Source organism: Streptomyces sp. NPDC001450, from assembly GCF_053597295.1.
The window spans coordinates 172,437-198,347 of sequence record NZ_JBSFHY010000001.1 but is presented as its reverse complement, the minus strand read 5'-3'; the positions used below and the strand labels follow the sequence as shown (position 1 = coordinate 198,347).

The window sequence follows — 25,911 nt, the reverse complement described above, 5'->3', positions numbered from 1 at the left end:
ACCCATATCCCCCACCGATGTGATCAATCCGCAACCAATTCCGGTCTTGACCGAGACCCATCAACGGGGTGGGTGATTACGCTCGCGCTCATGGCCGTCTCCCGCCCCTCCCCCGCGCACCTCTCCGCGACCCCCGCCGACCGCCCCGTGTACGTCATCGGCGCCGGTCCCGGCGGACTCGCCACCGCGTACGCGCTGCGGGCACGGGGCATACGCGCCGTGGTGCTGGAGAAGGCCGACCAGGTGGGCGCCTCCTGGCGGCGCCACTACGACCGGCTCCATCTGCACACCACCCGCCGGCTGTCCGCCCTGCCCGGGCTCGCGATGCCACGCAGGTTCGGCCGCTGGGTGTCCCGGGACAACGTGGTGCGCTACCTGGAGAAGTACGCCGAGCACCACGAGCTGGAGATCGTCACCGGTGTGGAGGTGTTCCGCGTCGAGCGGTCGGCGGACGGGACGGGCTGGCTGCTGCACGCCTCCGGCGGACGGGAGCTGACCGGCAGCGCGGTGGTCGTCGCCACCGGCTACAACCACACCCCGCGCGTGCCCGAGTGGCCGGGCCTGGACGGCTACGGCGGGGAGTTCCTGCACGCCGGCCGGTACCGGAACGCCGAACCGTACGCGGGCCGGGACGTGCTCGTCGTCGGCGTCGGCAACACCGGTGCCGAGATCGCCGTGGACCTGGTGGAGGGCGGGGCCGCGCGGGTGCGGCTGGCGGTGCGGACCGTTCCGCACATCGTGCGCCGCACCACCCTCGGCTGGCCCGCGCAGTACTCGGGTGTGCTGGTACGGCGGCTTCCGGTGCGGTTCGTGGACCAGGTGTGCCGGATCCAGGCCAGGGTCGGCGTCCCGGACCTGTCCGCCCACGGCCTGCCCCGCCCGGACACCGGCCTGTACACCAGGGTCAGGCAGGGCGCCGTCCCGGTCCAGGACGTCGGTCTGATCAACGCCGTACGGAAGGGGAAGGTGGAGATCGTGGCCGCCGTCGAGTCCTTCGAGGACGGGAAGGTGGTCCTCGCCGACGGCACCCGCGTCGAGCCGGACGCCGTGATCGCCGCGACGGGATACCAGCGGGCACTGGAGGGGCTGGTCGGGCATCTCGGGGTACTGGACGACCGGGGCAGACCGACGGTGCACGGCGGTCGTACGCCGGCCCAGGCGCCCGGGCTGTACTTCACCGGGTTCACCAACCCCATCAGCGGGATGTTCCGCGAACTGGCGCTGGATGCCCAGAAGATCGCAAAGGGCGTGGCCAAGGAGTTCAGCACCGGAGAGTAACTTTGCCGCTCCGACCCATTCCTGACAGTCCGTCAATTCAAGTAATCTGACAGAGCGTCAGTTTAATGTGGCTGTCTCACAGGAGCGGGCGGACCGATGCTTGGATCAACCCACGGCACCCTCACCACCGACTCCCGCCGGGCCCGGGTCATCGCCTGCGGTGAGCAGCGGCCCGGACCGGTCGTGCACGATCAGGTCGACGACCTAGACGTCGGCGGACGGCCGTTGTACGCGGACGTACCGGATCTGGCGCGGTTCTTCCGCCCCGGGTCGGTCGCCGTTATCGGCGCCTCGGACGCCGAGGGACGGCCGAACACCGGGATCACCCGGCAACTGCTGGGCTGGGCCGAGCGGGTGGGAGCGCGGGTGCACCCGGTGCATCCGGCCCGCCCGTCCGTGTTCGGCATCCCGTGCTCCGCCTCGGTCGCCGACCTGCCGGAACAGGTCGACCTCGCGGTGCTGCTGGTGGCCGACCCGCTGCCGGTGATCGAGGAACTCGCCGAGGCGAAGGTGAAGTTCGCGGTCGCCTTCGCCTCCGGGTTCGCGGAGACCGGCGAGGCGGGGGCCGAGGCGCAGAAGCGGCTCGCGGAGGCTGTACGGCGGTCGGGGCTGCGGCTGCTCGGGCCGAACACCAACCTCAACGCCTTCGAGCGCTTCCGGGAGGACCTGGAAGGGCCCGCGATAGCGCTGATCACCCAGTCGGGACACCAGGGCCGCCCCGTCTTCGCTCTCCAGGAGCTGGGCGTCCGGCTCTCCCACTGGGCGCCGACCGGCAACGAGGCCGACCTGGAGACCGCCGACTTCATCTCCTACTTCGCCGAGCAGCCCGAGGTGGGCGCCATCGCCTGCTACGTCGAGGGCCTCAAGGACGGCCGCGCCTTCCTGCTGGCCGCCGACCGCGCCGCCCGCCGCCAGGTGCCGGTGGTCGCGGTGAAGGTGGGCCGCACGGAAGCGGGGGCCCGTACGGCAGCCTCGCACACCGGCAAGCTCACCGGCGCCGACGACGTGGTGGACGCGGCCATGCGGCAGTACGGCGTCATCCGCGTCGACGGCCTCGACGAACTCCAGGACACGGCCGCCCTGTTGGCCCGGGCGCGGGTTCCGCGGTCCGACGGGGTCGTCGTCTACTCCATCTCCGGCGGCACGGGCGCGCACGTCGCCGACCTGGCCGCCGGGACCGGGCTGCGGCTGCCGAGGCTGTCGGCGGACCGGCAGGCCGAGCTGCACCAGTGGATCCCGGAGTACCTGAGCGTCGCCAACCCCGTGGACAACGGCGGGCATCCGGTGGGCGACTGGCGCGGCCGGAAGATCATCGACGCGATCCTCGCCGACCCGGAGGTCGGGGTGCTGATCTGCCCGGTCACCGGCCCCTTCCCGCCCCTCAGCGACAAGCTCGTACGCGACCTGGTCGAGGCCGCGGAGGAGACGGACAAGCTGGTGTGCGTGGTGTGGGGGTCGCCGGTCGGCACGGAACCGGCGTACCGGGAGGTCCTGCTCGGCTCCTCCCGTGTGGCCACCTTCCGCACGGTCGGCAACTGCCTCACGGCCGTCCGCGCCTGGCTCGACCACCACCGCTTCGTCAACGACTACCGTTCCCCCTTCGACGAGGCCCCACGCACCCCCTCCCCCTCCTTCCGCAAGGCCGAAGCCCTGATGCGGCCCGGCCAGCAACTCAGCGAGCACGCGGCCAAACAGCTGCTGCGCGCCTACGGCATCCGGGTGCCGCGTGAACAGCTGGTGACCAGCGCGGCGGCCGCCGTCCGCGCGGCCGGGCAGGTCGGCTACCCGGTGGTGATGAAGGCGTCCGGCGCGCAGATCGCCCACAAGACCGAGCTGGGCCTGGTGAAGATCGGCCTCACCTCGGCCAGCCAGGTCCGGGACGCCTACCGCGAGCTGACCGACATCGCCCGCTACGAGGGCGTCTCGCTGGACGGTGTCCTGGTGTGCCAGATGGTCGAGCAGGGCGTCGAGATGGTCGTCGGGGTGAGTCACGACGAGCTGTTCGGGCCGACCGTGACCGTGGGGCTCGGCGGGGTGCTGGTGGAGGTCCTGCACGACGCGGCCGTCCGCGTGCCCCCGTTCGGCGAGGAACAGGCCCGCGACATGCTCGCCGAACTGCGCGGACGGGCCCTGCTGGACGGCGTCCGGGGCCGCCCGCCGGCCGACCTCGACGCGCTGGTGGAAGTGGTTCTGCGCGTCGAGCGCATGGCACTCGAACTCGGCGAGCAAATAGCCGAGCTGGACATCAACCCACTGCTGGTGCTGCCCCGCGGGCAGGGCGCGGTGGCGCTGGACGCGCTGGTGGTGTGCCGATGAGCGACCTCAGGCACGACGTCCGGGAGCAGGTCTCGCACATCACCCTCGACCGCCCCGAGTCCCTCAACGCGCTCACACCCGCGATGCGGGACCGCCTGATCGGACTGCTCGAGGAGGCGTCGGCGGATCCCGGAGTGCGCGCCGTCGTCCTCACCGGAACCGGCCGGGGATTCTGCGCGGGAGCGGATCTGCGGGGCGCCGCGGGGGATGGCGGGCAGCGGATCCCCGGTGACGTGGCCCGTGTCCTCCGGATGGGCGCCCAGCGGCTCGTCGCGGCCGTACTGGACTGCGAGAAGCCGGTGATCGCCGCCGTGAACGGCACCGCGGCCGGGCTCGGCGCGCACCTCGCGTTCGCCTGCGACCTGATCCTGGCGGCCGAATCGGCCCGGTTCATCGAGGTGTTCGTCCGGCGCGGACTCGTACCCGACGGCGGTGGCGCCTATCTCCTGCCCCGGCTGATCGGTCCGCACCGGGCCAAGGAGCTGATGTTCTTCGGGGACGCGCTCTCGGCGCCGGACGCGGAACGACTGGGCCTGGTCAACCGGGTCGTCCCGGACGGCGAGTTGGCGAAATCGGCCCGGGAGTGGGCGACCCGCCTGGCCACCGGCCCGACCCGCTCCCTCGCCCTCACCAAACAGCTGGTGAACGCCTCCCTGGACGACGACCGGGCCGCCGCCTTCGCCGCCGAGGCGGCCGCGCAGGAGATCAACATGACGACCGAGGACGCCGGGGAGGGGCTGCGGGCGTTCGTGGAGCGCAGGAGTCCGGGGTTCCGGGGGCGATGATGCTGAGGGCAGCGTGCCCATAGGCTCTCAGAGTGATTGAGACCATCGTGTTCGACGTCGGAGAGACGATCACGCGGGACGACCGCTACTGGGCCTCGTGGGCGGACTGGTTGGACATTCCCCGTCACACCCTGTCCGCTCTCGTGGGCGCGGTGGTCGCCCAGGGTTTCGACAATGCGGAAGCCCTCCGGCTCGCCCGGCCAGGAATCGACGTGGCCGCTGAATATCATGCGCGCGAGGCCGCCGGTCGCGGTGAACACCTCGACGAGAGCGACCTGTACGACGACGTTCGCCCAGCCCTCGCCGCACTCCGGAAAGCCGGCGTGCGCGTCATCATCGCGGGCAACCAGACCTCCCGGGCGGGTGAACTCCTGCGCGGCCTGGACCTCCCGGCGGATCTCGTCGTGACATCCGGGGAGTGGGGGGTGGCGAAGCCGAGGCCGGAGTTCTACCAGCGGGTGCTGGAGGTGGCGCGATCAGCGCCGGAGGCGACGCTGTACGTCGGCGATCACCCGGCCAACGACATCTTTCCGGCGAAGGCGGCAGGGCTGCGCACGGCGCATCTCCGTCGCGGTCCGTGGGGGTACCTGTGGGCGGGCGACCCTGAGGTTGTGGCGGCGGCGGACTGGCAGGTCGACAGCCTCACCCAGCTGGTAGAGATCGCCGGCGGCTGAACAGGCCGCAGCGTTACCCGCCCGAGGGCTGTTCAGCCAAGGTGTGTACACGCTGCGTCTCGGCGTGGGTACGGTTCGGATGGGATCCACCGAACTGGAGCCGGAATGCCTGCACTTGTGTACGGCCGGGTAGGGCGACGGATCGCCTACTACCGCAGGCTGAGGCGCATCACGCAGCAGCAGCTCGCCGATGCTGCCTGCGTCGCCCTGGGAACGATCCGCAAGATCGAGCGCGGTGAACGGGGCGCCAGCGATGCCACGCTCGAAGCAATCGCCGCAGCCCTCGGTGTGGACCCGCCTCAACTGCGAACGGACCGCGGCCCGGCTCACACGCCGGTTCATGATGCGCTACCCGTCCTCTCGGCAGTGATCGCAGCGTACGACGTCCCGGATGAGGGCCCGGTCCGCCCTCTGAACGAGCTGCGCACTGCGGTCAGGGAAGCTGCCCACTGGCGGCTGTCGGCCCAGTACACGCGCATCGCGCACAAGCTGCCCGGCCTGCTTGACGAGCTCGCCCGTGCCTATCACGCGACTCTTCCAGCTGAGCGAGCCGAAGTCGCTGGTCTCCTAGTCAGGGCTTACCGTTCCGCCGATGCCGTGGCCTACAAGTTCGGTGCCCGTGATCTCTCCGCGCGGCTGATCGAACTCATGAGGTGGGCCGTCCCCGAGGCCGGTGAGCCGCTGCTCACTGCTTCCGTCGCCTACGTGCGCACGGAGACGTTCTTCGCAGCCCACGCCCACACTGCAGGGCTGCGTGCCCTCGAACAGGCTCTGGGTGCCGCTCCCGCACCCACCACTGTGCCCGGGATCGCAGCCCGCGGCGCGCTCCACATGCGCGCAGCGGTCATCGTCGGCCGCGCGCGCGACGCTTCGGCCGCCGTCACCCATCTGGACGAGGCCCGTGCGTTCGCCGACCAGGTGCCAGAGGACGTTTACCACGGCACCGCTTTCGGGCCCGACTCGCTCCGTGTCCACGAGGTGTCCGTCGCCGTCAGCCTCGGCGACGACCACATCGGCCGCGCTCTCGATGCGGCCGGCGAGTGGAAGCCGCCCACAGAGCTTCCCGCCGAGCGGCGCTCAGGGTTCTACATCGAACTGGCCCGCGCCCAGCTCTGGTCGGGAATGGCCGACGACGCGTTCGAATCGCTGAAGGTCGCCCGGCGGATCGCACCCCAGCACACACGCGAACATCCCTGGGTGCGTGAAGACGCCGCGACGCTTCGCCGCTTGAAACGAGCCGACTCGGAGAGCCTCACGAACTTCGCCGAGTGGTGCGCTGCCACCTGAGTCAGTCACCCGACTACCCCTCACTGGGGTAGTTGTTGCTGTTCCCTGCCCCCACCATCTGTTGCACGTGTAGGAACCAGCAGATGGGAACCGGGATGCCGGATGCACTCCCGAGCGCGCCGACGGTCATCGACGGGCGCGTGAGCATCGTCCGACTGCACGGTGAGGCCTGCTTCGACTGCGGGGCGGTCAACAAGACCCTGCGCGCGACTGGGCACGTCGCGGTCCGTGGCAGCACCCGCGTGGGCAGATCGCCACGTGCGGATGCCGCAGCCAGGCGGTCGCCGCGTGAACGCCAGAGGAACGAGCCCTGGACCCCGGCGGCCGGTCACGACGGCCCCGGGGCCTGGCCAACGCTCGAACCTGAGAGGGAGCGTCGAGATGAGGATCGGTACCGCCCGGCCCTGGGCCAAAGCCACGGTCGAGCGCGGCAAAGCCACCCAGCCCCTGTACATCGACACGATGCGGGAGACCGCAGCCATGCTGCTGGGCCCCGATGACGGGCCCGAGGCCCTGCCCCCGTGTCCCGAGGAGCTGGACACGCTCACGACGATGCTGCGCGGGTACGTGGAACTGCTGATCCCCGAGGTGGAGCGGCAGGCCGAGCGGCTGCCGAAAAAGAGCGTTCCGCGACACTGCGCCCTTGCCTGTGTGGGCGAGGCGCGCAGGAAGTTGCGGCTCGGAAACGGCTGCACGCCGCCCACTCGCGTGGCCGTGGCGCGGAAGCTCGCCCGCTGTGTCAACGCCTTGTGCGACAAGTACGAGAACCTGCACGCCGAGCAGCAGTGAACAGGCCTTGGTCCTCGCCCTGGTGCCGACGCGGACGTACGGCTGACGCACCTCATGGCGACCGCCCCTGTACCACCAGCATCCGATTAGAACCGTGAGGAGACTCGATGAGCACCACTTCGCAACTCACGCCCGTCCGCCCGTGGGGACTGAGGCGTCTCGGCCCTTACCCGACGGTCGTCACGATGCCGTTCACTTCCGTCACCATCGACCCGGACACCCAGACCGGCGTGTTCCGCGATGGTGACGGCAGGGTCGTGGAGATGGGCAAGCACGGCACCAGCACCGGCACCGAGACGTCCACCGTCACGAACCAGGACTCCCGGAACGACTCCGGCCACGACCAGGACAGCAACCAGGACTGATGGCCGTGACCGACAGGCCTGTCCTGGTGGCCACTGAACCGATCGACGTCACAGCGGACATGGTGATCAGCGAACTGAACCGGCGCGGTGTGCCGGTAGCCAGGTTCAACCCCGCCGACATCGGAGACGGTCTGACGGTCTCGGCCCTGTTCGGTGTCTGCCCGGCCCCTGTGGTCGGGCAGCTCCGTACCTGGTCGAGAACCGTCAGGCTGGAACATATGCGGGCCGTGTACTGGAGACGCCCGGTGTGGCCGCAGTTCGAGAACCTGGACGCGCAGGACGCTCGCTATGCGGCCGCGCAGACCCGCCACGGCCTCGCAGGCATCCTCCACGGCCTGGAGGACACCAGATGGGTCAACCAGCCGATGCGGGAGGCTGCCGCCGACTACAAGCCCCGCCAACTCGCCGTCGCACAGCGTCTCGGCCTCACCATTCCCGCCACGCTGGTCACCAACAGCCTCCATGACGCTCGCGAGTTCATCGCATCCCACGGTCAAGTGATTTACAAAACGCTGCGCTGGACCCCATACGAACGGGACGGCAACGGCCTGACGAGCTGGGCCGAGCCGGTCACCACAGATGAGCTGGACGAGTCGATCGAGGTGACACCACACCTGTTCCAGGCCGTCGTGGACAAGACGGCCGACCTGCGTGTCCTGGTCGTCGGCGAGCAGGTGTTCGCCGTGCGGATCGAATCCGGGCTGCTGGACTGGCGCAAGGATTACTCGACGCTGTCCTACAGCGTGGTGGATCTGCCGTGCCAGGCGTGCAAGCAGTTGCTCGCCTTTCTGGATCACTTCGGCCTGGTGTCGGGCAGCTTCGACCTGGCCGTCGGCCGGGACGGCGAGCCGTACTTCCTGGAGCTGAACCCGAACGGCCAATGGGGCTGGCTGCAACAAGCCACCGGCCTGCCGATGGCTGCCGCGTTCGCTGACCTGCTCACCGAAGGGAGCACCCGACGATGACCCTGGACACCGCAGCCGCGCGGCGGGCCCTGGCCGACCGCCTTGAAAAGGCCGGAATCCTCACCCCCGTCTGGCGGTCGGCGGTCGAAGCCGTGCCGCGCGAACTGTTCCTGCACCCTGGGGTGTTCCTGCCGACCGAGAACGGGCGCTGGCGGCCGGTGACCGCACTTGGCACGGCCCTGGAAGAGTGGGCGCGGATCGCCTACCGGGAGGAGTCGCTGGTCACCCAGCTGGACGGGCACCTGACCGCCGACCAGGCGGCGGGAGTTGTCGACGGCAACCCCACCTCGTCGTCCACGACACCGGTAACCGTCGCCGCGATGATCGAGCACCTGGACGTGGACGACGGGCACACCGTGCTGGAGATCGGCACCGGCACCGGCTACTCCACCGCCCTGATGTGCCACCGACTCGGCGAGGACAATGTCACATCGGTCGAGGTGGACCCCGACGTCGCGGCCCGGGCCGACGCCGCGTTGGAAGCCGCCGGGTTCTCGACGTGGACCGTGACCGGTGACGGGCTCCTGGGACACCCCCGGCGGGCGCCGTACGACCGGGTGATCGCCACCTGTGCCGTGCGCCGCATTCCGTACGCCTGGGTGCGGCAGACCGAGCCGGGCGGAATCATCCTGTCCACCATCGGCTCGTGGCCGTACGGCACGGGACTGGCCAAGGTCACCGTCCGCGAGGACGGCACGGCCGAAGGCCGGATCATCGGTCGCTCGTCCTTCATGCAGGCCCGCTCCCAGGCCGTAGGTCACGAGGGCGTCGACCTGTCGGCGCGGACGGCATACGCCGACTCCGAGCGGCCCACCCGTATCCCGCCGTCGCTGCTGGACGAGTGGATGCCGGCCTTTCTGGCCCAGCTCACCGCCCCCGGCTCCCAGCTGCTGCATACCTCGGCCAACGGGGTCCACAGCATCTACCTGTTCGATGACGAACGAGAGTCCTTCGCCGCGTTCACCGGGGACGGCGAGGACTGGACCGTGCGGCAGGGCGGACCGGTCGCCCTGTGGGACGACATCGAGGAGACGCTGACCGCCTGGCAGCGCGCCGGCGAGCCAGGCATCAGCTCAGTACGGCTGCACATCACCGACCGCTCGCACACCTACTGGATCGGGGGCCGGCAGATCACCGGTCCGAGCCGGACCGCGTGGATTGCCGACAAGCGTGAGCTGCAATGGGAACACCGCGTTGCCTGACTCTCTTCCGGCGGCCCAAAGTCCCGCGATGTGAACTCAGGACGCGGCGGCCCGCTCCAGCTTCCGCAGGGTGCCCCCGTCCGGGTCGCCGAAGAGGACGAACAGTTCGGGGCTGTCCTCGCTGCCGCTGATCGACCAGTGGGTGTCCTCGCCGCAGTCGCCGTGGAGCTTGAGCAGCACGCCGTCCCGGTCGGTGCTGTCCGAGTCGTCGTCGGGCTCCCAGGTGCCGGATCCCCGGCACACGACGTAGTCCCGGAAGTGGTCGTCGTCGAACGGGGGCTGGGTGGGCAGCTTGACGGCCTCGGCGCTGCCGTCGGGGTGCAGCCGCAGCTCGGCCCCGCTCTCGCCGCGCCAGACCCCGGCCAGCTGAGCGGGGGTCAGCTTCGGGGGCTCGTACTGCTGGATCAGACCGGTCTCGGTGGCGAGCACCCCGCCGCCGAAGGCCAGCACGAAGAGGACGACCGAGCCGACCGCAGCCCGCCACCACACGCCCGCCGGACGCCAGGCCCGCCTGCGGACGAGGCCGACCCAGAGGGTGGGCAGGAGCCCCAGGGCCGCCAGGCCGGCCACCGTGGTGCCGAACGGCCACCCGAAGAGCACGGCGGCCGGTTCGCCCCAGAAGAGGGCGGGGCCGACCGGGGCCATCACATGCCAGATCCACCCCGGGCCGGGCAAGTGCCGGCCCGCGAGCCGGGCGAGCACCACCGAGGGCAGGGTCAGCACGAACGCCGACAGCGCACCGAGGATCGGCAGCAGCAGCGGCGCGAAGAGGAGGAAGCACAACGCGCCGAGGGCCCCGCCCAGCCCGGCCCCGTAGCTGTCCTGGGTGGTGGTCTCGTAGATCCACCACAGCAGTCCGGCCGCCGGCAGCTGGGCGCCCCCGAGGGCCGCCGCCGCGCTCAGATCATCGGGCGCCCAGGTCAGCCCGGTACTCGGCCGCGTTACACGCGTCTTTTCCCACCCCATGGGCGCAGCGTACGGGCACGCTTTCGGCCATCTGCCACCCCCTTCCCATCTGACGAACCGTCAGCTTCAATGGAGGTGTGATGGGACACGCAGGGGCGGCGGCCGCCGCCGTCCGATACCTCAGGTCGGCTCCGGCACCGGGGCCCTTGGAGGCGCTGCCGCGCCCGGAGTTGCGGTGCGTCCGCGAGGACGAGCGGGCACCGGTGGACCAGGCGGAGTTCCGGCGCGTGCTGGGTGACTTCGCGACCGGGGTGACCGTGATCACGGCACCGCCGGCCGACGGTTCGGCCTCCCCCGCGGGCTTCGCCTGCCAGTCCTTCTCCTCCCTCTCCCTGGACCCGCCCCTGGTCTGCTTCATGGTCGGCCGCACCTCCACGACCTGGCCCCGCATCGCCGCCGCGGGCGTCTTCTGCGTCAACGTCCTCGGCGCCGGCCAGGGCGAACTGTGCCGGGCCTTCGCGGTGAGCGGCGCGGACAAGTTCGCGGGGGTGGCGTACGACACCGCCCCCGCCTCCGGGGCACCGCGCCTCGCCGGCGCCGCCGCCTGGATCGACTGCACCGTCCACGCCGTGCACACCGGAGGCGACCACCTCATCGTCGTGGGCCGGGTGGTCGCCCTCGGAGCCGACGGGCGGGGGGATCCGCTGATCTTCCACCGGGGGCGGTTCGGGCGGCTCGACGGGAGCTGAACCCTTCCCGGGTTCAGGACAGCGCGGGCAGTGGAGCCGAGGTGCGCCTGATCACCAGGGCCATCAGGGCCGCCGCCGCGCACAGGGTGCCGGAGGCGTACCAGACCATGTCGTAGGTGCCGAAGACGTCGCGGGCGACGCCGCCGAGGAAGGCTATGAGGGCGGCGCCGACCTGGTGGGAGGCGAGCACCCAGCCGAAGACGATGGCGCTGTCCTCGCCGTAGTGCTCCCGGCACAGGGCCAGGGTGGGCGGGACGGTGGCCACCCAGTCGAGGCCGTAGAAGATGATGAAGAAGATCATCGGGGGGTGGACGGACGGGCCCAGCAGCATGGGGAGGAAGAGGAGCGAGATGCCGCGCAGGGCGTAGTAGACGGCCAGCAGGCGGCGCGGCTCGAAGCGGTCGGTGAACCAGCCGGAGGCGATCGTGCCGACGACGTCGAACACGCCGATGACCGCGAGCAGCGAGGCCGCCGCCGTGACGGGCATGCCGTGGTCGTGGGCGGCGGGCACGAAGTGGGTCTGGACCAGGCCGTTGGTGGAGGCACCGCAGATCGCGAAGGTACCGGCGAGCAGCCAGAACAGGCCGGTGCGCACGGCCGAGCCGAGGACCTTGAGCGTGCGGCGGGCGGCCCCCGTGACCGGCGCCGGCTTCGGTACGAACTCCTTCGCACCGTACGGCTCCAGGCCCACGTCGGCCGGGTGGTCGCGCAGCAGGAGCCACACGAACGGGACGACGGCGAGCGCGGCGAGCGCGACCGTCACGGCGGCCGGGCGCCAGTCGTAGGACTCGACCATCCAGGACAGCAGCGGCAGGAAGATCAGCTGGCCGGAGGCGGAGGCGGCCGTGAGGATGCCGCTGACCAGCCCGCGCCGCTCGGTGAACCAGCGGTTGGTGACCGTCGCGGCGAAGGCGAGGGCCATCGACCCCGAGCCGAGGCCGACCAGCAGCCCCCAGCACAGCAGCAGCTGCCAGGCCGCCGTCATCCACACGGTCAGGCCGGAACCGAGCGCGATCACCGTCAGCGCCACGGCCACCACCTTGCGGATGCCGAAGCGGTCCATCAGCGCGGCGGCGAAGGGCGCGGTGAGCCCGTACAGCGCGAGGTTGACCGAGACGGCCGCGCCGATCGTGCCGCGCGACCAGCCGAAGTCCTCGTGCAGGGGGTCGATGAGCAGGCCGGGCAGGGAACGGAAGGCGGCCGCGCCGATGATCGTGACGAACGTGACGGCGGCGACGAACCAGGCGCGGTGCACACGGTGGCGCCGGCCGGGCGGGGCCTTGACGGGGACTGCGGCTTGGGTTGTCTGAGTCACGTCATAGAGGGTCCTGTTTCGGCTCCCGCACATCGAGTGGCCCGAAGGCCAGCATTCGCTAGGATCGGGCCATGGAGCATCAGGTCGTGAAGGATCGGGCCATGAAGGATCAGGTCATGACTGGCGGCGGCCAGGAGTTCCGTCCGCACCGGATCGCCGTCCTCGCGCTGGACGGCCTGCTTCCCTTCGAGTTGGGCATCCCACACCGGATCTTCGGCCGCCCGCGGGACGCCGAGGGCCGGTCCCTGTACGAGGTCGTGACCTGCTCGGTCCGGCCGCCCGGCCCGGTCGAGACGGACGCCGACTTCGCGGTGCACGTCCCGCACGGCCCGGAGGCGCTGGAGACGGCCGACACGGTGATCGTCCCGGCGTCCTACGAACTCGGCCCGGTCTACGAGGAGGGCAGGCTGACCGAGGAGCTGACCGCCGCCTTCGCCCGCATCCGCCCCGGCACCCGCCTCGCCTCCATCTGCACCGGCGTCTACGTCCTCGCCGCCGCGGGCCGTCTGGACGGCCGCCCGGCGACGACCCACTGGGCGGACGCCGAGCGCTTCCAGCGCATGTTCCCGCGGATCAAGGTGGACGCGGACGTGCTGTTCATCGACGACGGGGACGTGCTGACCTCGGCCGGCGTGGCCGCCGGGATCGACCTGTGCCTGCACATGGTGCGCCGCGACCACGGTACGGCCGTCGCCAACGACGTGGCCCGCCGCACGGTCGTCCCGCCCCACCGCGACGGCGGCCAGGCCCAGTACATCCACCGCCCCGTCCCCGATCCCCAGCTCGCCACCACCACCGCGGCCCGCGCCTGGGCCCTCGGCCGCCTGCACGAGCCGATCCAGCTGCGGGACATGGCCGAGCAGGAGGCCATGTCGGTGCGCACCTTCACCCGCCGCTTCCGCGAGGAGGTCGGCGTCAGCCCCGGACAGTGGCTCACCCAGCAGCGCGTCGAACGCGCCCGTCACCTCCTGGAGTCCACCGACCTCTCGGTCGACCAGGTGGCCCGCGACGCCGGCTTCGGCACGGCCCAGTCGATGCGCCAGCACCTGCAACAGGCCCTCGGGGTGACCCCTACGGCTTATCGGCGGACGTTCCGGGCGGGAGTCAACGACGGGGCGGGGAACCCATGATGACGGAGTAGAACGGAGCAAAAGGGAGTAGGGCTGTCACGGGGCCGTGGGCACCCGGCTGCGGCCGCTCCCTTCGGCCGCCTCGGCTTCCCTCCGGCTCCGCGTCCGCTCCCTGCGTGTCTCGCCCCACCAGCCGATCCCGGTGAGGACCAACGTCAGCCCCACACCCGCGAGAACCGCCGTGGAGGGGGCCGCCAGCTGCAGCAGAGCACCCGCCAGGGAACCCGTGGCCGCGTACCCCGCACCCACGGAGGCGTACATGACCGAGTAGCCCGCGGCCAGCGCACCCGGCGGGAGGGCCTCGCGCAGGGACAGGTTCCGGGTGAGCATCGCCGCCGACTGGAGCAGCCCCGCCACGGCCAGGGCGGCCGCGATGCCGGCTGCGGCCGGTATCAGCGCGACCGCGGTCACCGCCGCCGACATCGCGCACAGCAGCAGCACGCTGCGGGTGGCCAGACGGCCCGGCCAGGAGCGCAGCCCGTACAGGAACGCGCCCACCCCCGCGGCCGCCGACATGCCGAGGAGCAGCGGGCCGGCCCAGCCGACGCCGATGCCGCGCTGTTCGAGCAGGGCAGGCAGGACGAGTTCGGCCAGGGCGAGCAGGGACAGGCCCGCGGCGCCGGTGACGTACGCAGGCCACGCCCCGGCCAGGACGCGGAGCTTCGACGTCCCCGCGGCCCGCTCCTCCGCCTGCCAGCCCTCGGGCAGCAGCCACAGGCCCGCGACCGAGGACCCCATCAGAGCCGCCGCGAGCAGCAGCGGCACGCCCGGGGCCACGCCGAGCGCGAGTCCGGTGACCGCGGCCGGGGACAGCGCCCAGATGCCCGACGTCAGCATCGACTCCACCGAGAGCGCCTGCGCGGCCGCGTGCCCGGGGACCAACGAGGTGAGCAGGGCCCGCAGGCCCCCGGACGCCGCTGCCGGGGCGGCACCGGCGAGGAACGCGAACGTCCCGAGTATCACGGGGTGCGCGCCCGGCAGCGCGCCGAGCCCGGCGAACCCGACGGCACCCGCGGCGAGGCCCACCGCCAGATGGGGACGGGCCCGCCGCGGGTTCAGCCGCATGCCGAGAACGGGGGCGCCGAGGATCTCGCCGAGGACGTAGACCGCGGCGAGTGCGGCACCCAGCGGGTAGCCACCCGGGCGTTCGCGGACCAGGAAGACCAGTGCGAGCGGCGCCATGGCCACCGGCATGCGGGCGCCGACGGCCACCAAGGCCCAGGTCAGGACCGGTCGGGAGACGACATCGCGGTAGCTCATGCGACGACGGTAGGGGGCGGCACGGACAATCGCCGCCGTATTTCCCGCCGCCTGTGGACAACCCACCGACACAGCACTCCCAGCAGCCGCAGCACTCGGACAAGAGTGCTCAGAACGTCAGCACCCCCCGTGCCACCCGCCCCGCCTCAGCGTCCGCCCGCGCCTTCTCGAAGTCCTCCACCGGATAGGTCTCCGTCACCAACTCGTCCAGGAGCAGGCGGCCTTGGCGGTACAGCTCGGCGTACAGGGGGATGTCCCGCTGGGGGCGCGAGGAGCCGTAGCGGCAGCCGAGGATGGCCTTGTCGAGGAACATCGAGGAGACGACGAAGGACGCCTCCGCGGTCGCCCGGGGCGTGCCGAGCAGGACGGCCTGGCCGTGGCGGTCGAGGAGGTCGATCGCCTGGCGGATCAGCTCCACGCGGCCCACGCACTCGAAGACGTGGTCAGCGCCCGTCGGCAGGATGTCCCGCACGCCCGCCGCCGAGGTCAGGAAGTCGGTCGCGCCGAACTGCCTGGCCACCGCCTCCTTCGCGGGGTTGGCGTCCACAGCCACGATCCTCAGGGCCCCGGCAAGACGGGCGCCCTGCAGAACGTTGAGGCCGATACCGCCCGTGCCGATGACGACCACGCTGTCACCGCGGTCCACCCGGGCCCGGTTGAGGACCGCGCCGACCCCGGTCAGCACACCGCAGCCGATCAGCGCGGCCGACGACCACGGAATGTCCTTCGGAATGCGGACCGCCTGCACCGCCTGCACGACCGTACGTTCCGCGAAGGCCGAGTTGCAGGCGAACTGGTGGACCGGCCGCCCCCCGCGGCTGAAGGGCCGGCCAGGGCGGCCGATCGCCTGACGGCACATGGTCGGGCGCCCCCGGTCGCACTCCGGGCACGTCCCGCAGTTGGCCAGCGTGGACAGAGACACGTGGTCACCGGGCGCGACATGCGAGACGCCCGCACCGACCGCCTCCACCACGCCCGCGCCCTCATGGCCCAGCACCACCGGCACCGGGAAGGGGATGGTGCCGTCGACCACCGAGAGGTCGCTGTGGCACAGCCCGGCCGCGGAGACGGCGACCAACACCTCGCCGGGGCCCGGCTCCCGTACCGCCAGATCGTCCACCACCTGCACCTGCTTGCCGTCGAACACCACACCGCGCATCACACGGCCCCCTTCGGCTCTCTCGGCAGACCGAGCACCCGCTCGGCGATGATCGTGCGCTGGACCTGGTCCGAGCCGCCGTAGATGGTGTCGGCCCGGGAGAAGAGGAACAGATGCTGGTCGGGGTCGAGTTCGTACGGCGCCGTCGGCGACCAGTCCGCGGGCCCCGCGGAAGCCTCCGCACCGCGCACCTGAACCGCCAGCTCCCCCAGCCGCTGGTGCCAGTTCGCCCACAGCAGCTTGGCCACACTGGGCGCGCCCGCGTCGCCGGAGCCGCCGAGGGTGCGCAGGGCGTTCCAGCGCATGGCCCGCAGCTCGGCCCACTGCCGCACGAGCCGGGCCCGTACGACCGGGTCGTCGACGGCACCCGTACGCACCGCCGCCCGCACCACCCGACCCAACTCCTCGGCGAACCCGATCTGTTGGGCGAGTGTCGACACCCCGCGCTCGAAGCCCAGCAGACTCATCGCCACCCGCCAGCCCTGCCCCTCTCCCCCGACGACGTGCTCCGCGCGCGCGTGTGCCCCGTCGAAGAAGACCTCGTTGAACTCGCTCGTGCCGGTCATCTGGCGAATGGGCCGTACCTCGATACGCCCCGGCTGGTCCATGGGGACGAGCAGAAAACTGAGCCCGTGGTGCCGACGGGACTCGGCATCGGTCCGGGCCAGCACGAAGCACCAGTCGGCCTCATGGGCGAGCGAGGTCCAGATCTTCTGACCGCTGATCCGGTAGGACGCCCCCTCCCGCGCCGCCGACGTCCGCACCCCGGCCAGGTCGGACCCCGCCCCCGGCTCGCTGTACCCCTGGCACCACAGCTCCTCCCCTGCGGCGACCGGGGGCAGGAAACGGCTCTTCTGCTCCTCGGAGCCATGGATGATCAGGGTGGGGGCAAGCAGGTTCTCCCCGATGTGCCCCGAACGCGGGGGCGCACCCGACCGCGCGTACTCCTCGGCCCAGGCGACCTGCTGGGTGAGGGTGGCGGTCCGATTGCCGTACCCGCCCTCGGGCCAGCCGATGCCGATCCAGCCGGCCTCGCCGAGGACCTTCTCCCAAGTACGCCGGTCCGCGGCGTGGTTGGCATGCGCGGCCAGCCAGGCACGGGCCTCGGCACGAAACACCTCGTCCTCTGCGGTGAACCCGAAGTCCATGGGCCTCTCCTCTCAACACCGTTCGCGCCGACCAGCCCAGGGGCGCGGGGGCTGTATCGATGTGCGGCTGCGCCGTGTGGGCGCGACAGGCCACGTCGAACCCGCAGCCGCCGAACCCAGAACGCCCCCCGAGCTCCTAGGCGTTAGGCCGCTCGCCCCGCGCAGCGGCCCTTTCCATCCCCGCCACCTGCGCCAGCATCGGCATCGGATCCACCCCCACCGACCCCGGCAGAAACTCCGCGATCCGCTCCGGCGTCCAGGCCCCCTCCCCGTAGACCGAACGGAGTTCCCGCGGCTGCGCCCACACAGCGATCTTCGGCCCGGCGATCGTGTACACCTGCCCGGTGACACCCTGCTCCTTCGCCGCGTCGGACAGCAGGTACACCACCAGCGCGGCCACGTCCTCCGGCTCCCCGATCTCCTTCAGCTCCATCGGAACGTTCGCCGACATCCGCGTACGGGCCACGGGGGCCACCGCGTTCGCGGTCACCCCGTACTTGTGCAGCCCCAGTGCCGCGCTGCGGACGAGCGAGATGATGCCGCCCTTGGCCGCGCTGTAGTTGGCCTGGGAGACGGAGCCCTGGTGGTTGCCGCTGGTGAACCCGATCAAGGTGCCCGCCCGCTGCTTGCGCATCACGGCGGAGGCGGCCCGGAACACCGTGAACGTGCCCTTGAGGTGGGTGGCGATCACCGGGTCCCACTCCTCCTCGGACATGTTGAACAGCATCCGCTCACGCAGGATGCCGGCCACACACACCACCCCGTCGATGCGGCCGTACGACGCCAGCGCCGCGTCCACGACCCGCTGCCCACCCGCCATCGTGGAGATGTCGTCGGCCACAGCGATCGCCTCGCCCCCGGCCGCCTCGATCTCCTTGACGACGGCCTCGGCGACCTCGCTGGTCGGCGAGGTCCCGTCCATGGAGACGCCGTAGTCGTTGACGACGACCTTCGCCCCCTCGGCGGCGGCCGCGAGGGCGACCGCGCGCCCGATACCTCGCCCGGCGCCCGTCACGGCGACCACCTTGCCTGCCAAGAAGTTCCCCACGCCCGGCCCCTTCCCGTGATTTCTGACGGACCGTTAGATTTTATGGCGCGTCAGATGTGCGGACACAAGCCCCGGGGAGGCACCGGATGTCACTGCCCGCCGAGTTCCATGAGATCGCCAAGCGCGTCAACAACTGGGGGCGTTGGGGAGCGGACGACGAGATCGGCACCCTGAACCTGATCACCGACGAGGTCGTCCGCGAGGCCGCGGCCTGCGTCCGCACGGGCCGACGGGTCCCCCTCGCCCTCCCGCTCCAGCAGGACGGCGTGCAGACCGGGATGATCCCGGGGCGGGTCAATCCGCTGCACGCGATGGTGCAGATCAACCAGGAGCTGTTCGGGCCGGGCACGGTGGCCTGCAGCGACGACGCGGTGACCATGGGGCTGCAGGCGGGCACCCACTGGGACGCGCTGACCCATGTCTCGCACTCCGGGAAGCTCTACAACGGCCGTCCGGCGCACACGGTCACCGCGCACGCCGGCGCACGGTTCAGCGGCATCGACAAGGCGCGGCACGTCGTCTCGCGCGGGGTGCTGCTGGACGTGGCACGCGCGCGTGGCGTGGACCGGCTGGCGGGAGGGCACGCGGTCACGCCGGAAGACCTGGAGGCGGCCGAGGAGTTCGGCGGGGTGCGGGTGCGGGCCGGGGACGTGGTCCTGGTGCGGACCGGGCAGGTGCAGGTGTATCTGGCCGGGGACAAGCACGGGTACGGCTATCCGTCGCCGGGGCTCTCGGTGCGCTGCCCGGAGTGGTTCCACGCGCGCGATGCGGCCGCGGTCGCGAACGACACGCTCACTTTTGAGATCTTTCCGCCCGAGACCGAGAATCTGTGGTTGCCGGTGCACGCGCTGGACCTGGTGGAGATGGGGATGCTCCAGGGCCAGAACTGGAATCTCGAAGAGTTGTCCACAGCCTGTGGAGAGACGAACCGGTACGCGTTCCTGCTGTCGGCGATGCCGGAGCCGTTCGTCGGCGCGACGGGAACACCCGTGGCGCCGATCGCCCTTCTGTGAAGCCGGTTGACGGCGCGCCCCCTGCGTCGACCACGCGCCGCCACCCGGTGCGACCCACACTCGACGAGGACCGCCGTCACCCAGGCCCTCGCCGTCCCCTCACGGCGAATCGTTGCCCACAAGCGTGTTCAAGCGGTCACAAGCCGTCAACACCGATACGGCGATTCATTACGTACGCCCGATTCATGGTGGCCGCGCACGGATGCACCCCCGGCGCACGCCACTCCGGGACCTACACCGCTTCGAACGCGAGGCCCTCGCGCGCGGACCGCCCGCTGCCGTACGCCACCGCTGCGCCCTCCCGGGGCTGCGAGCAGCGGTCCAGCTCGCACCAGATGCTCTTGCCGGCACCCTCGGGGCTCCAGCCCCAGCGGTCGGCGAGGCAGTCGACGAGCGCCAGGCCGCGGCCGCCGGTGGCGTTACTGCCGGCGCAGCGCGGGACGGGGGCGCGGGGGCTGGTGTCGGCCACCTCGAGGCGGACGGTGGCGGACTCGACCGTGCCCGGGGGCAGGGACAGCCGCAGCACGGCCGGACGGCCGGTGTGCACCACGGCGTTGGTGACCAGTTCGGAGACGAGCAGGATCAGCGTCTCGGTGAGCGGCTCGTCGGCGTCTATACCGGACCCGGCCAGGCGCGAACGGGCCCACCTACGGGCTCGCCCCACCTCTGCGGGGTCGGGCCGGACTTCCAGTTGCACCTGAAGCACCTGCACCGCTCACACCATCCGAACCGGCGGACACGTGACCTCGCGCCACGTACACACCGCGACGAGGGCCACGATCGTAGCCATCTTCTGCATGGCCATATCAACGACCAGCGCAAGGGTCACGGAACGTGACTCCCTTACGAGACAGCATGGTTGACGTACAGTCACCCCAACAAGCGCTTCGGGCATATTCCAGCGCGAAGGATTACCCGTGCGGCATACTGTGCGACGCTCGCAGCGGGGAGTCGAACAGGCCTGTCCCAGCCTCGCCCCGGGGGCATCACCGGCACGGCTCGCGCTCGCAGCCACTCGCATCCCACAGAAGGTACCGGAGTGAGGCGCCGACTCCAGGACGTGACGGGTCACACGAAGGACACAACCCGGTATCGACGCTCCGTGATTCCGGCACGCCACGATCCGCGACATCTTGGGCCATGGCTTCGTGGACGGACCAGCCCAGCGCGCCGCCACACGGTCAGCCCACCAGATCGGCGGCCAACACTTCCTCACTCTCCGTGCTCCCCCCACGACGCCGGGCCCGCGCCCAGGCCCGTTTGAGATGCAGATGGACCTCGGACTCCCAGGTGAAGCCCATGCCGCCGTGCACCTGGAGGCAGTCGCGGGCCCCGCGCACGGCGGCCTCGTCGGCGAGCAGCCGGGCGGCGGCGATGTCGGCGGGGTCGGCGGTCACGGCGGCCGCGTAGACCGCCGCCCGGGCCGTCTCGGTGCGTACCAACAGGTCGGCGCACAGGTGTTTGATGGCCTGGAAGGCCCCGATGGGCTGTCCGAACTGCTCCCGCGCCCGGGCGTGTTGCACCGCCAGCTCGCACGCGCGCGTGGCCGTGCCGAGCTGCTCGGCGGCGGTGAGGAGCACGGCCTCCGGGTCCGGCGCGCCGGCGTCGTTTCCGGGGACGCGGTGCAGGGGGCTCAGCGGGTCGACCGACCGCAGGGGCAGGGCACCGGAGGCGTCCCCGCGCACGGTGTCCGCCGCGTCCAGCCACTCCACCAGGGTGCCGTCCACGCGGGCCACCACGGTCTGCCCGGTGGCCGCCCCGGGTACGGTCCCGGCGGCGAGGTGGTTGGCCAGTACCGGCCCCGGCAGCAGTGCGCGGCCGGTCTCCTCGAAGACCAGCACCGCCTCCGGCAGCCCGAGGCCGACCCCGCCCCGGGCCTCCGGCAATCGCAGCGCGAACAGGCCCGCCGCGCCCAGCTCCCGCCACAGGTCCCGGTCCAGGTGCCCGGGCCGGGCCACGGCAGCCCGCAGCGCGTCCGCGCCGAACCGGCGCTCCAGCAGCTGCCGTACCCCGGCCCGCAACGCCCGTTGCTCCTCGGTGAGTCGGAAGCGCACGGTCACCGTCCCTTCGGCAGGCCGAGGATGCGCTCGGCGACGATGTTGCGCTGGATCTGCGAGGTGCCGGCGGCGATGGTGTACGACAGCGAGGAGAGCCGGTCGAGGACCCAGGGCCGGTCCAGGTCGAGACAGTCCGGGCCGAGCACCTCGGCGGCGGTGTCGTACAGCTCCTGGCGGGCGTGCGAGTACCTCAGTTTGAAGACCGAACCCCCGACACCCGGCACTCCGCCGCCGGCCTCCGCCTCGCTCACGTTCCACTGGGTCAGCCGCCACAGCGCCCGGAACTCGGCATTGAGCCGCCCGAGCCGCCGGCGCAGCACGGGGTCGTCCCAGCGGCCGTTCTCCCGTGCGGTGCGGGCGAGTTCGCCGAGCACCCGGCGGCAGCCGACGACCTCGCCGACGAAGGCCGTGCCGCGCTCGAAGGAGAGCGTCACCATGGTCACGCGCCAGCCGTCGTTCTCCGCCCCGACCCGGTTGCCGACCGGCACCCTGACCTCGTCCAGGAACACCTCGGCGAACTCCGCCGACCCGGCGAGCGTGCGCAGCGGCCGTACGGTGACGCCCTCGGCTTCCATCGGCATGGCCAGCCAGGTGATGCCCTTGTGCCTGGGGGCCTCCGGGTCCGTGCGGACCAGCAGTTCGCACCAGTCGGCGACCTCGGCGTGCGAGGTCCAGATCTTGGACCCGCTCACCACGTAGTCGTCGCCGTCCCTGCGCGCGCGCGTGCGCAGCGCGGCGAGGTCGGACCCGGCGTCCGGTTCGCTGAACCCCTGGCACCACACCTCGTCCCCGCGCAGGATCGGCGGCAGCCAGCGGTCCTTCTGCTCGGCCGTGCCCTCGGCGGCGATGGTCGGCCCCGCGTGCAGCAGCCCGACGAAGTTCGCTCCCACATAGGGCGCGCCCGCCTTCTCCGTCTCCTCCAGGAAGATCAGGCGCATGGTCGGGGAGGAGTCCCAGTGGACGTCGGCGTACCCGGCGTCGTACAGCATCCGCTGCCAGCCGAGGTCGTAGGCGCGGCGGCCGGGCCAGTCGTCCGGGGACGGCCCCGCGGGCAGGGCGGGCAGCACCTTGGCGAGCCACTCCCGCAGCCGGGCCCGGAACTCCTCCTCCTCGGGCGTGTAGGAGAGGTCCATCACGGGATCCGCTCGGTCTTCTTGTCGAGGTCCAGGCCCAGCATGCGGATGGCGTTGCCCCGCATCAGCTTGTGGACGGTCTCGTCGTCGAGGCCCTTCACATGGTCGAGGGCGACCTCCTTGGTGTGCGGGAAGGTCGAGTCGACGTGCGGGTAGTCGGTCTCGAAGGTGGCGTTGTCACGGCCGACGACGTCCAGGGACGCGACCCCGTGCTTGTCGCGGAAGAAGCAGCAGAAGATCTGCCGGTAGTAGTACGTCGACGGCGGCTCCGGGATCAGATCGCGCACCCCGCCCCAGGCGCGGTGCTCCTCCCACACGTCGTCGGCACGCTCCAGGGCGTACGGGATCCAGCCCATCTGCCCTTCGGAGTAGGCGAGTTTGAGGGTGGGGAACTTCACCAGCACCCCGCTGAAGAGATAGTCCATCATCGAGGCCATCGCGTTGTTGAAGCTGAGCGAGGCCTGGACGGCGGGCGGCGCGTCCGGGGAGGCGGCGGGCATCTGCGAGCTGCTGCCGATGTGCATGTTGACGACGGTCCCGGTCTCCTGGCACACCGCGAAGAACGGGTCCCAGTAGCCGGAGTGGATGGACGGCAGCCCGAGATGGGTGGGGATCTCGGAGAAGGTCACCGCCCGCACCCCGCGCGCGGCGTTGCGCCGGATCTCCGCGACGGCCAGCTCCACGTCCCACAGCGGAATGAGACACAGCGGGATCAGCCGTCCCCCGCTGCCCCCGCACCACTCCTCCACCATCCAGTCGTTGTAGGCGCGGACGCACGCGAGCGCGACCTCCTTGTCGTGCGCCTCGGCGAAGGTCTGCCCGCAGAAGCGCGGGAAGGTCGGGAAGCAGAGGCTGGCCTCGACGTGGTTGAGGTCCATGTCCTCCAGCCGCGCCCTGGGATCCCAGCAGCCACGCCGCATCTGCTCCCGCGTGATCCCCTCCAGGGTCATCTCGTCCCGGTCGAAGCCGACGGCGGCGATGTTGCGCTTGTACGGGAACTTCAGGTCCTCGTAGATCCACCAGTCCGTCGGCTGGCCCTCCGGGTCCATGGTGATCTGGTACTTCCCGCCGACGTACGCCAGCTCCCCGATCCCGGCGGTCAGCGGCTTGGGACCCCGGTCCCGGTACTTCGCCGGCAGCCAGGTCTCGAAGAGGTGGGCGGGCTCGATCACGTGGTCGTCGACGCTGATGATGCGGGGCAGTTCGGTCACGATGGTCCCCTCCGCCGGACAGTACTTATCTGATGGTCCGTCAGATAGCATGGCACCTGACGAGTCGTCAGCCAAGCAGGGGGCATACGTGAACGAGACCCCGCACTCCTTGAGTTCCTCCCGCACGCTGTGGGACCTGGTCGTACGCCGCGCCGACCTCACCCCCGACCGCCCCGTCCTCCTCCAGGAAGACCGCCGGCTGACCTTCGGCGAGCTGCGCGAGCGGGCCGAGCGGGTCGCGGCGGGCCTGTACGGCATGGGCGTGCGCCCCGGCACGGTGGTCGCCTGGCAGCTGCCCACGCGCATCGAGACGGCCCTGCTCTCCTTCGCCCTGGCCCGCCTGGGCGCCGTCCAGTCCCCGGTCATCCCGTTCTACCGGGACCGCGAGGTCGGCTTCGCACTGCGCGAGTCCAGGGCCGAGTTCTTCGCCGTCCCCGGCGTCTGGCGCGGCCACGACCACACGGAGATGGCCCGCCGCCTGGGCGCGAAGGGCGTCTTCGAGGCGTACGACACCCTGCCCGAGGCCGACCCGTCCGCCCTCCCCGCTCCCCCCGCCGAGGGCACCTCCGTCCGCTGGATCTACTGGACCTCGGGCACGACCTCCGACCCCAAGGGTGTCCTGCACACGGACCGTTCCCTGATCGCGGGCGGCTCCTGCCTGGCCCACGCCCTGCGCCTCACCCCGGACGACGTGGGCTCGATGGCGTTCCCGTACGCGCACATAGCCGGGCCGGACTACACGGTCATGCTGCTGCTGTACGGCTTCCCGGCGGTGATGTTCGAGCAGTTCGCCCTGCCAGACGCACTCGCGGAGTACCGGCGGCACGGGGTCACGGTGGCCGGCGGTTCGACGGCGTTCTACTCGATGTTCCTGAACGAGCAGCGCAGACAGCCGGACGCGAAGGTGATCCCCTCCCTGCGCCTCCTCGCGGGCGGCGGCGCCCCCAAGCCCCCGGAGGTCTACCACGCCGTCGTACGCGAGATGGGCGTACAACTCACCCATGGCTACGGCATGACCGAGGTCCCGATGATCACCATGGGCGACCCCGGGGACACCCCCGAGAACCTCGCGACGACCGAGGGACGCCCACCGGAGGGCATGGAGATACGGATCGTCGACGGCGAGGTCCGCCTGCGCGGCGAGGCCGTCTGCCAGGGCTACCTGGACCCCGGCCAGACGGCCGCGGCCTTCGACCCGGAGGGCTTCCTGCGCACCGGCGACCTGGGCCATGTCACCGGCTCCGGGCATCTCGTGCTCACCGGCCGGCTGAAGGACGTGATCATCCGCAAGGGCGAGAACATCTCGGCCAAGGAGATCGAGGACCTGCTGGCCGCGCATCCGGCGGTGGGGGACGTGGCGGTCGTCGGACTGCCGGACGCGGAGCGGGGGGAACTGGTCTGCGCGGTGATCGAACAGCCGCCTGGCGCCGAGGAGTTGACGCTACCGAGGGTCGTCTCGTACCTGCGCACGGAAGGGCTGTCCGTGCACAAGCTGCCGGAGCGGCTGGAGGTGGTGGACGCCCTTCCACGGAACGAGACACTGCGGAAGGTGCTGAAGTACAAGCTGCGGGAGCGGTTCTCGCAGCCGCCGGCCGCTACTCGGGAACGGTGAAGTAGCGCGCGAACGCCGGGATGATCTCCGCCTCGCCGATCCTGCCGTCGCCGTCCGTGTCGAGTGCGGTGGCGGTGGTGCGGGCGATGTCGGCCGGTACGTGGAAGACGCGGAGGACGCGGACGGTGTCGGTGAGGGTGGCGTGGCCGTCCGAGTCCGGGTCGGCCACGGCCAGGGCCGCGTGCAGGAAGGGGCGGGCGATCTCGGCGAAGCGGTCGGGGTTGTCGCGCAGGCGCTTGACCGCGCCGGTGACGAACTCCTCGCGGGTGATGCGCTGGTCACCGTCCCGGTCGGCGATGCCCGCCATGCCCTGCCAGAAGGCCTCCGCACCGGCGTACAGCGCCTGGCCCTTGTCGGAGCGGGCGGCGACGGCGAACTCGGCGAGCAGCGCCTTGGCCGCCGCGTTGAAGTCCTCGCGGTCGATGTAGCCGTTGCCGTCCTGGTCGAAGGTGGCGAACCGGGCGGCGATCCTGCGTTCGTACTCGGTACTGACCATGTCTGTTCGGGCC

General features: G+C 71.4%; 24 protein-coding genes. 13 read left to right on the top strand and 11 right to left on the bottom strand.

The features are described from left to right. Positions 1–90 precede the first annotated feature (90 nt). The 9 genes from ACWC5O_RS00930 (at position 91) to tgmC (ending at position 9,661) form a co-directional block, all read left to right on the top strand. The gene (locus ACWC5O_RS00930; protein WP_450589232.1) at positions 91–1,278 is read left to right on the top strand and encodes a flavin-containing monooxygenase; all 1,188 of its coding nucleotides are present in this window, start codon (positions 91–93) and stop codon (positions 1,276–1,278) included. Between the two features lie 96 nt (positions 1,279–1,374). Beyond that, the gene (locus ACWC5O_RS00925; protein ID WP_450589234.1) at positions 1,375–3,594 is read left to right on the top strand and encodes an acetate--CoA ligase family protein; all 2,220 of its coding nucleotides are present in this window, start codon (positions 1,375–1,377) and stop codon (positions 3,592–3,594) included. Further along, on the top strand, positions 3,591–4,379 hold the full coding sequence (locus tag ACWC5O_RS00920) for an enoyl-CoA hydratase/isomerase family protein (RefSeq protein ID WP_450589235.1): 789 nt from the start codon (positions 3,591–3,593) through the stop codon (positions 4,377–4,379). The genes ACWC5O_RS00925 and ACWC5O_RS00920 overlap by 4 nt, the downstream gene beginning before the upstream one ends. Positions 4,380–4,411: 32 nt before the next feature. Beyond that, entirely contained in the window at positions 4,412–5,053 is a 642-nt protein-coding gene (locus ACWC5O_RS00915) for an HAD family hydrolase (protein ID WP_450589237.1), read from the top strand. Between the two features lie 105 nt (positions 5,054–5,158). Next, on the top strand, positions 5,159–6,340 hold the full coding sequence (locus ACWC5O_RS00910; protein ID WP_450589239.1) for a helix-turn-helix domain-containing protein: 1,182 nt from the start codon (positions 5,159–5,161) through the stop codon (positions 6,338–6,340). 381 nt (positions 6,341–6,721) lie between these two features. Then, on the top strand, positions 6,722–7,129 hold the full coding sequence (locus tag ACWC5O_RS00905; RefSeq protein ID WP_450589241.1) for a DUF6415 family natural product biosynthesis protein: 408 nt from the start codon (positions 6,722–6,724) through the stop codon (positions 7,127–7,129). 107 nt (positions 7,130–7,236) lie between these two features. Further along, positions 7,237–7,494, top strand: coding sequence for a putative ATP-grasp-modified RiPP (gene tgmA / locus ACWC5O_RS00900; protein WP_450589243.1), 258 nt, complete (start codon positions 7,237–7,239; stop codon positions 7,492–7,494). Beyond that, positions 7,494–8,459 (top strand): ATP-grasp ribosomal peptide maturase, encoded by a 966-nt coding sequence (gene tgmB / locus ACWC5O_RS00895; protein WP_450589244.1) that lies wholly within the window; start codon positions 7,494–7,496, stop codon positions 8,457–8,459. Before tgmA ends, tgmB begins: the two co-directional genes overlap by 1 nt. Beyond that, positions 8,456–9,661 (top strand): ATP-grasp peptide maturase system methyltransferase, encoded by a 1,206-nt coding sequence (gene tgmC, locus ACWC5O_RS00890; protein WP_450589246.1) that lies wholly within the window; start codon positions 8,456–8,458, stop codon positions 9,659–9,661. The genes tgmB and tgmC overlap by 4 nt, the downstream gene beginning before the upstream one ends. Before the next feature lie 36 nt (positions 9,662–9,697). Here the strand turns inward: tgmC and ACWC5O_RS00885 are convergent, their stop codons facing one another. After that, positions 9,698–10,627, bottom strand: coding sequence for a hypothetical protein (locus tag ACWC5O_RS00885; protein WP_450589248.1), 930 nt, complete (start codon positions 10,625–10,627; stop codon positions 9,698–9,700). 80 nt (positions 10,628–10,707) lie between these two features. Between ACWC5O_RS00885 and ACWC5O_RS00880 the strand changes: the two genes are divergently transcribed. Continuing rightward, complete coding sequence (locus tag ACWC5O_RS00880) at positions 10,708–11,316, top strand: flavin reductase family protein (RefSeq protein ID WP_450589250.1); 609 nt, start codon at positions 10,708–10,710, stop codon at positions 11,314–11,316. Between the two features lie 13 nt (positions 11,317–11,329). Here the strand turns inward: ACWC5O_RS00880 and ACWC5O_RS00875 are convergent, their stop codons facing one another. Next, positions 11,330–12,631 carry an MFS transporter gene (locus tag ACWC5O_RS00875; RefSeq protein ID WP_450589252.1) on the bottom strand — a complete coding sequence of 434 codons (1,302 nt, stop codon included), beginning with the start codon at positions 12,629–12,631 and terminating at the stop codon, positions 11,330–11,332. A gap of 101 nt (positions 12,632–12,732) precedes the next feature. Here ACWC5O_RS00875 and ACWC5O_RS00870 point away from each other — a divergent pair, with 101 nt between their 5' ends. Beyond that, a complete protein-coding gene (locus ACWC5O_RS00870; RefSeq protein ID WP_450589254.1) occupies positions 12,733–13,761 on the top strand; it encodes a GlxA family transcriptional regulator in 1,029 nt (342 codons plus the stop codon). A gap of 36 nt (positions 13,762–13,797) precedes the next feature. Here ACWC5O_RS00870 and ACWC5O_RS00865 read toward each other — a convergent pair whose 3' ends face one another. The 4 genes from ACWC5O_RS00865 to ACWC5O_RS00850 form a co-directional block, all read right to left on the bottom strand. Next, positions 13,798–15,021, bottom strand: coding sequence for an MFS transporter (locus ACWC5O_RS00865; protein ID WP_450589256.1), 1,224 nt, complete (start codon positions 15,019–15,021; stop codon positions 13,798–13,800). 109 nt (positions 15,022–15,130) lie between these two features. Beyond that, on the bottom strand, positions 15,131–16,180 hold the full coding sequence (locus tag ACWC5O_RS00860; protein WP_450589258.1) for a Zn-dependent alcohol dehydrogenase: 1,050 nt from the start codon (positions 16,178–16,180) through the stop codon (positions 15,131–15,133). Beyond that, a complete protein-coding gene (locus ACWC5O_RS00855) occupies positions 16,180–17,328 on the bottom strand; it encodes an acyl-CoA dehydrogenase family protein (protein ID WP_450589259.1) in 1,149 nt (382 codons plus the stop codon). The genes ACWC5O_RS00860 and ACWC5O_RS00855 overlap by 1 nt, the downstream gene beginning before the upstream one ends. A gap of 136 nt (positions 17,329–17,464) precedes the next feature. Then, complete coding sequence (locus tag ACWC5O_RS00850) at positions 17,465–18,376, bottom strand: SDR family NAD(P)-dependent oxidoreductase (protein ID WP_450589260.1); 912 nt, start codon at positions 18,374–18,376, stop codon at positions 17,465–17,467. An 86-nt stretch (positions 18,377–18,462) separates the two neighbouring features. Between ACWC5O_RS00850 and ACWC5O_RS00845 the strand changes: the two genes are divergently transcribed. Beyond that, positions 18,463–19,389: a cyclase family protein gene (locus ACWC5O_RS00845; RefSeq protein WP_450589262.1), complete on the top strand. Its 927-nt coding sequence runs from the start codon at positions 18,463–18,465 to the stop codon at positions 19,387–19,389. Between the two features lie 232 nt (positions 19,390–19,621). Here the strand turns inward: ACWC5O_RS00845 and ACWC5O_RS00840 are convergent, their stop codons facing one another. The 4 genes from ACWC5O_RS00840 to ACWC5O_RS00825 all read right to left on the bottom strand — a co-directional run bounded on the left by ACWC5O_RS00840 (position 19,622) and on the right by ACWC5O_RS00825 (position 23,793). Beyond that, positions 19,622–20,086 carry an ATP-binding protein gene (locus ACWC5O_RS00840; protein ID WP_450589264.1) on the bottom strand — a complete coding sequence of 155 codons (465 nt, stop codon included), beginning with the start codon at positions 20,084–20,086 and terminating at the stop codon, positions 19,622–19,624. Between the two features lie 484 nt (positions 20,087–20,570). Next, a complete protein-coding gene (locus ACWC5O_RS00835) occupies positions 20,571–21,443 on the bottom strand; it encodes an acyl-CoA dehydrogenase family protein (protein WP_450589266.1) in 873 nt (290 codons plus the stop codon). A gap of 2 nt (positions 21,444–21,445) precedes the next feature. Further along, positions 21,446–22,579: an acyl-CoA dehydrogenase family protein gene (locus ACWC5O_RS00830; RefSeq protein ID WP_450589267.1), complete on the bottom strand. Its 1,134-nt coding sequence runs from the start codon at positions 22,577–22,579 to the stop codon at positions 21,446–21,448. Next, a complete protein-coding gene (locus tag ACWC5O_RS00825) occupies positions 22,579–23,793 on the bottom strand; it encodes an amidohydrolase family protein (RefSeq protein WP_450589391.1) in 1,215 nt (404 codons plus the stop codon). Before ACWC5O_RS00825 ends, ACWC5O_RS00830 begins: the two co-directional genes overlap by 1 nt. An 85-nt stretch (positions 23,794–23,878) precedes the next feature. On the opposite strand from ACWC5O_RS00825, the gene ACWC5O_RS00820 reads away from it, so the two are divergent. Next, the gene (locus ACWC5O_RS00820; RefSeq protein WP_450780875.1) at positions 23,879–25,402 is read left to right on the top strand and encodes a class I adenylate-forming enzyme family protein; all 1,524 of its coding nucleotides are present in this window, start codon (positions 23,879–23,881) and stop codon (positions 25,400–25,402) included. On the opposite strand, the gene ACWC5O_RS00815 is transcribed toward ACWC5O_RS00820, so the two are convergent. Next, positions 25,386–25,898: an EF-hand domain-containing protein gene (locus ACWC5O_RS00815; RefSeq protein ID WP_450589270.1), complete on the bottom strand. Its 513-nt coding sequence runs from the start codon at positions 25,896–25,898 to the stop codon at positions 25,386–25,388. The two genes, ACWC5O_RS00820 and ACWC5O_RS00815, sit on opposite strands and share 17 nt — an antisense overlap. Positions 25,899–25,911: the final 13 nt, after the last annotated feature.

Excerpts from the sequence above, each read along its gene's own strand:
- ACWC5O_RS00930 (WP_450589232.1), top strand. The coding sequence starts at position 91 with ATGGCCGTCTCCCGCCCCTCCCCCGCGCACCTCTCCGCGACCCCCGCC.
- ACWC5O_RS00925 (WP_450589234.1), top strand. The coding sequence starts at position 1,375 with ATGCTTGGATCAACCCACGGCACCCTCACCACCGACTCCCGCCGGGCC.
- ACWC5O_RS00920 (WP_450589235.1), top strand. The coding sequence starts at position 3,591 with ATGAGCGACCTCAGGCACGACGTCCGGGAGCAGGTCTCGCACATCACC.
- ACWC5O_RS00910 (WP_450589239.1), top strand. The coding sequence starts at position 5,159 with ATGCCTGCACTTGTGTACGGCCGGGTAGGGCGACGGATCGCCTACTAC.
- ACWC5O_RS00905 (WP_450589241.1), top strand. The coding sequence starts at position 6,722 with ATGAGGATCGGTACCGCCCGGCCCTGGGCCAAAGCCACGGTCGAGCGC.
- tgmA (WP_450589243.1), top strand. The coding sequence starts at position 7,237 with ATGAGCACCACTTCGCAACTCACGCCCGTCCGCCCGTGGGGACTGAGG.
- tgmB (WP_450589244.1), top strand. The coding sequence starts at position 7,494 with ATGGCCGTGACCGACAGGCCTGTCCTGGTGGCCACTGAACCGATCGAC.
- tgmC (WP_450589246.1), top strand. The coding sequence starts at position 8,456 with ATGACCCTGGACACCGCAGCCGCGCGGCGGGCCCTGGCCGACCGCCTT.
- ACWC5O_RS00885 (WP_450589248.1), bottom strand. The coding sequence starts at position 10,627 with ATGGGGTGGGAAAAGACGCGTGTAACGCGGCCGAGTACCGGGCTGACC.
- ACWC5O_RS00880 (WP_450589250.1), top strand. The coding sequence starts at position 10,708 with ATGGGACACGCAGGGGCGGCGGCCGCCGCCGTCCGATACCTCAGGTCG.
- ACWC5O_RS00870 (WP_450589254.1), top strand. The coding sequence starts at position 12,733 with ATGAAGGATCAGGTCATGACTGGCGGCGGCCAGGAGTTCCGTCCGCAC.
- ACWC5O_RS00865 (WP_450589256.1), bottom strand. The coding sequence starts at position 15,021 with ATGAGCTACCGCGATGTCGTCTCCCGACCGGTCCTGACCTGGGCCTTG.
- ACWC5O_RS00860 (WP_450589258.1), bottom strand. The coding sequence starts at position 16,180 with ATGCGCGGTGTGGTGTTCGACGGCAAGCAGGTGCAGGTGGTGGACGAT.
- ACWC5O_RS00855 (WP_450589259.1), bottom strand. The coding sequence starts at position 17,328 with ATGGACTTCGGGTTCACCGCAGAGGACGAGGTGTTTCGTGCCGAGGCC.
- ACWC5O_RS00845 (WP_450589262.1), top strand. The coding sequence starts at position 18,463 with ATGTCACTGCCCGCCGAGTTCCATGAGATCGCCAAGCGCGTCAACAAC.
- ACWC5O_RS00830 (WP_450589267.1), bottom strand. The coding sequence starts at position 22,579 with ATGGACCTCTCCTACACGCCCGAGGAGGAGGAGTTCCGGGCCCGGCTG.
- ACWC5O_RS00815 (WP_450589270.1), bottom strand. The coding sequence starts at position 25,898 with ATGGTCAGTACCGAGTACGAACGCAGGATCGCCGCCCGGTTCGCCACC.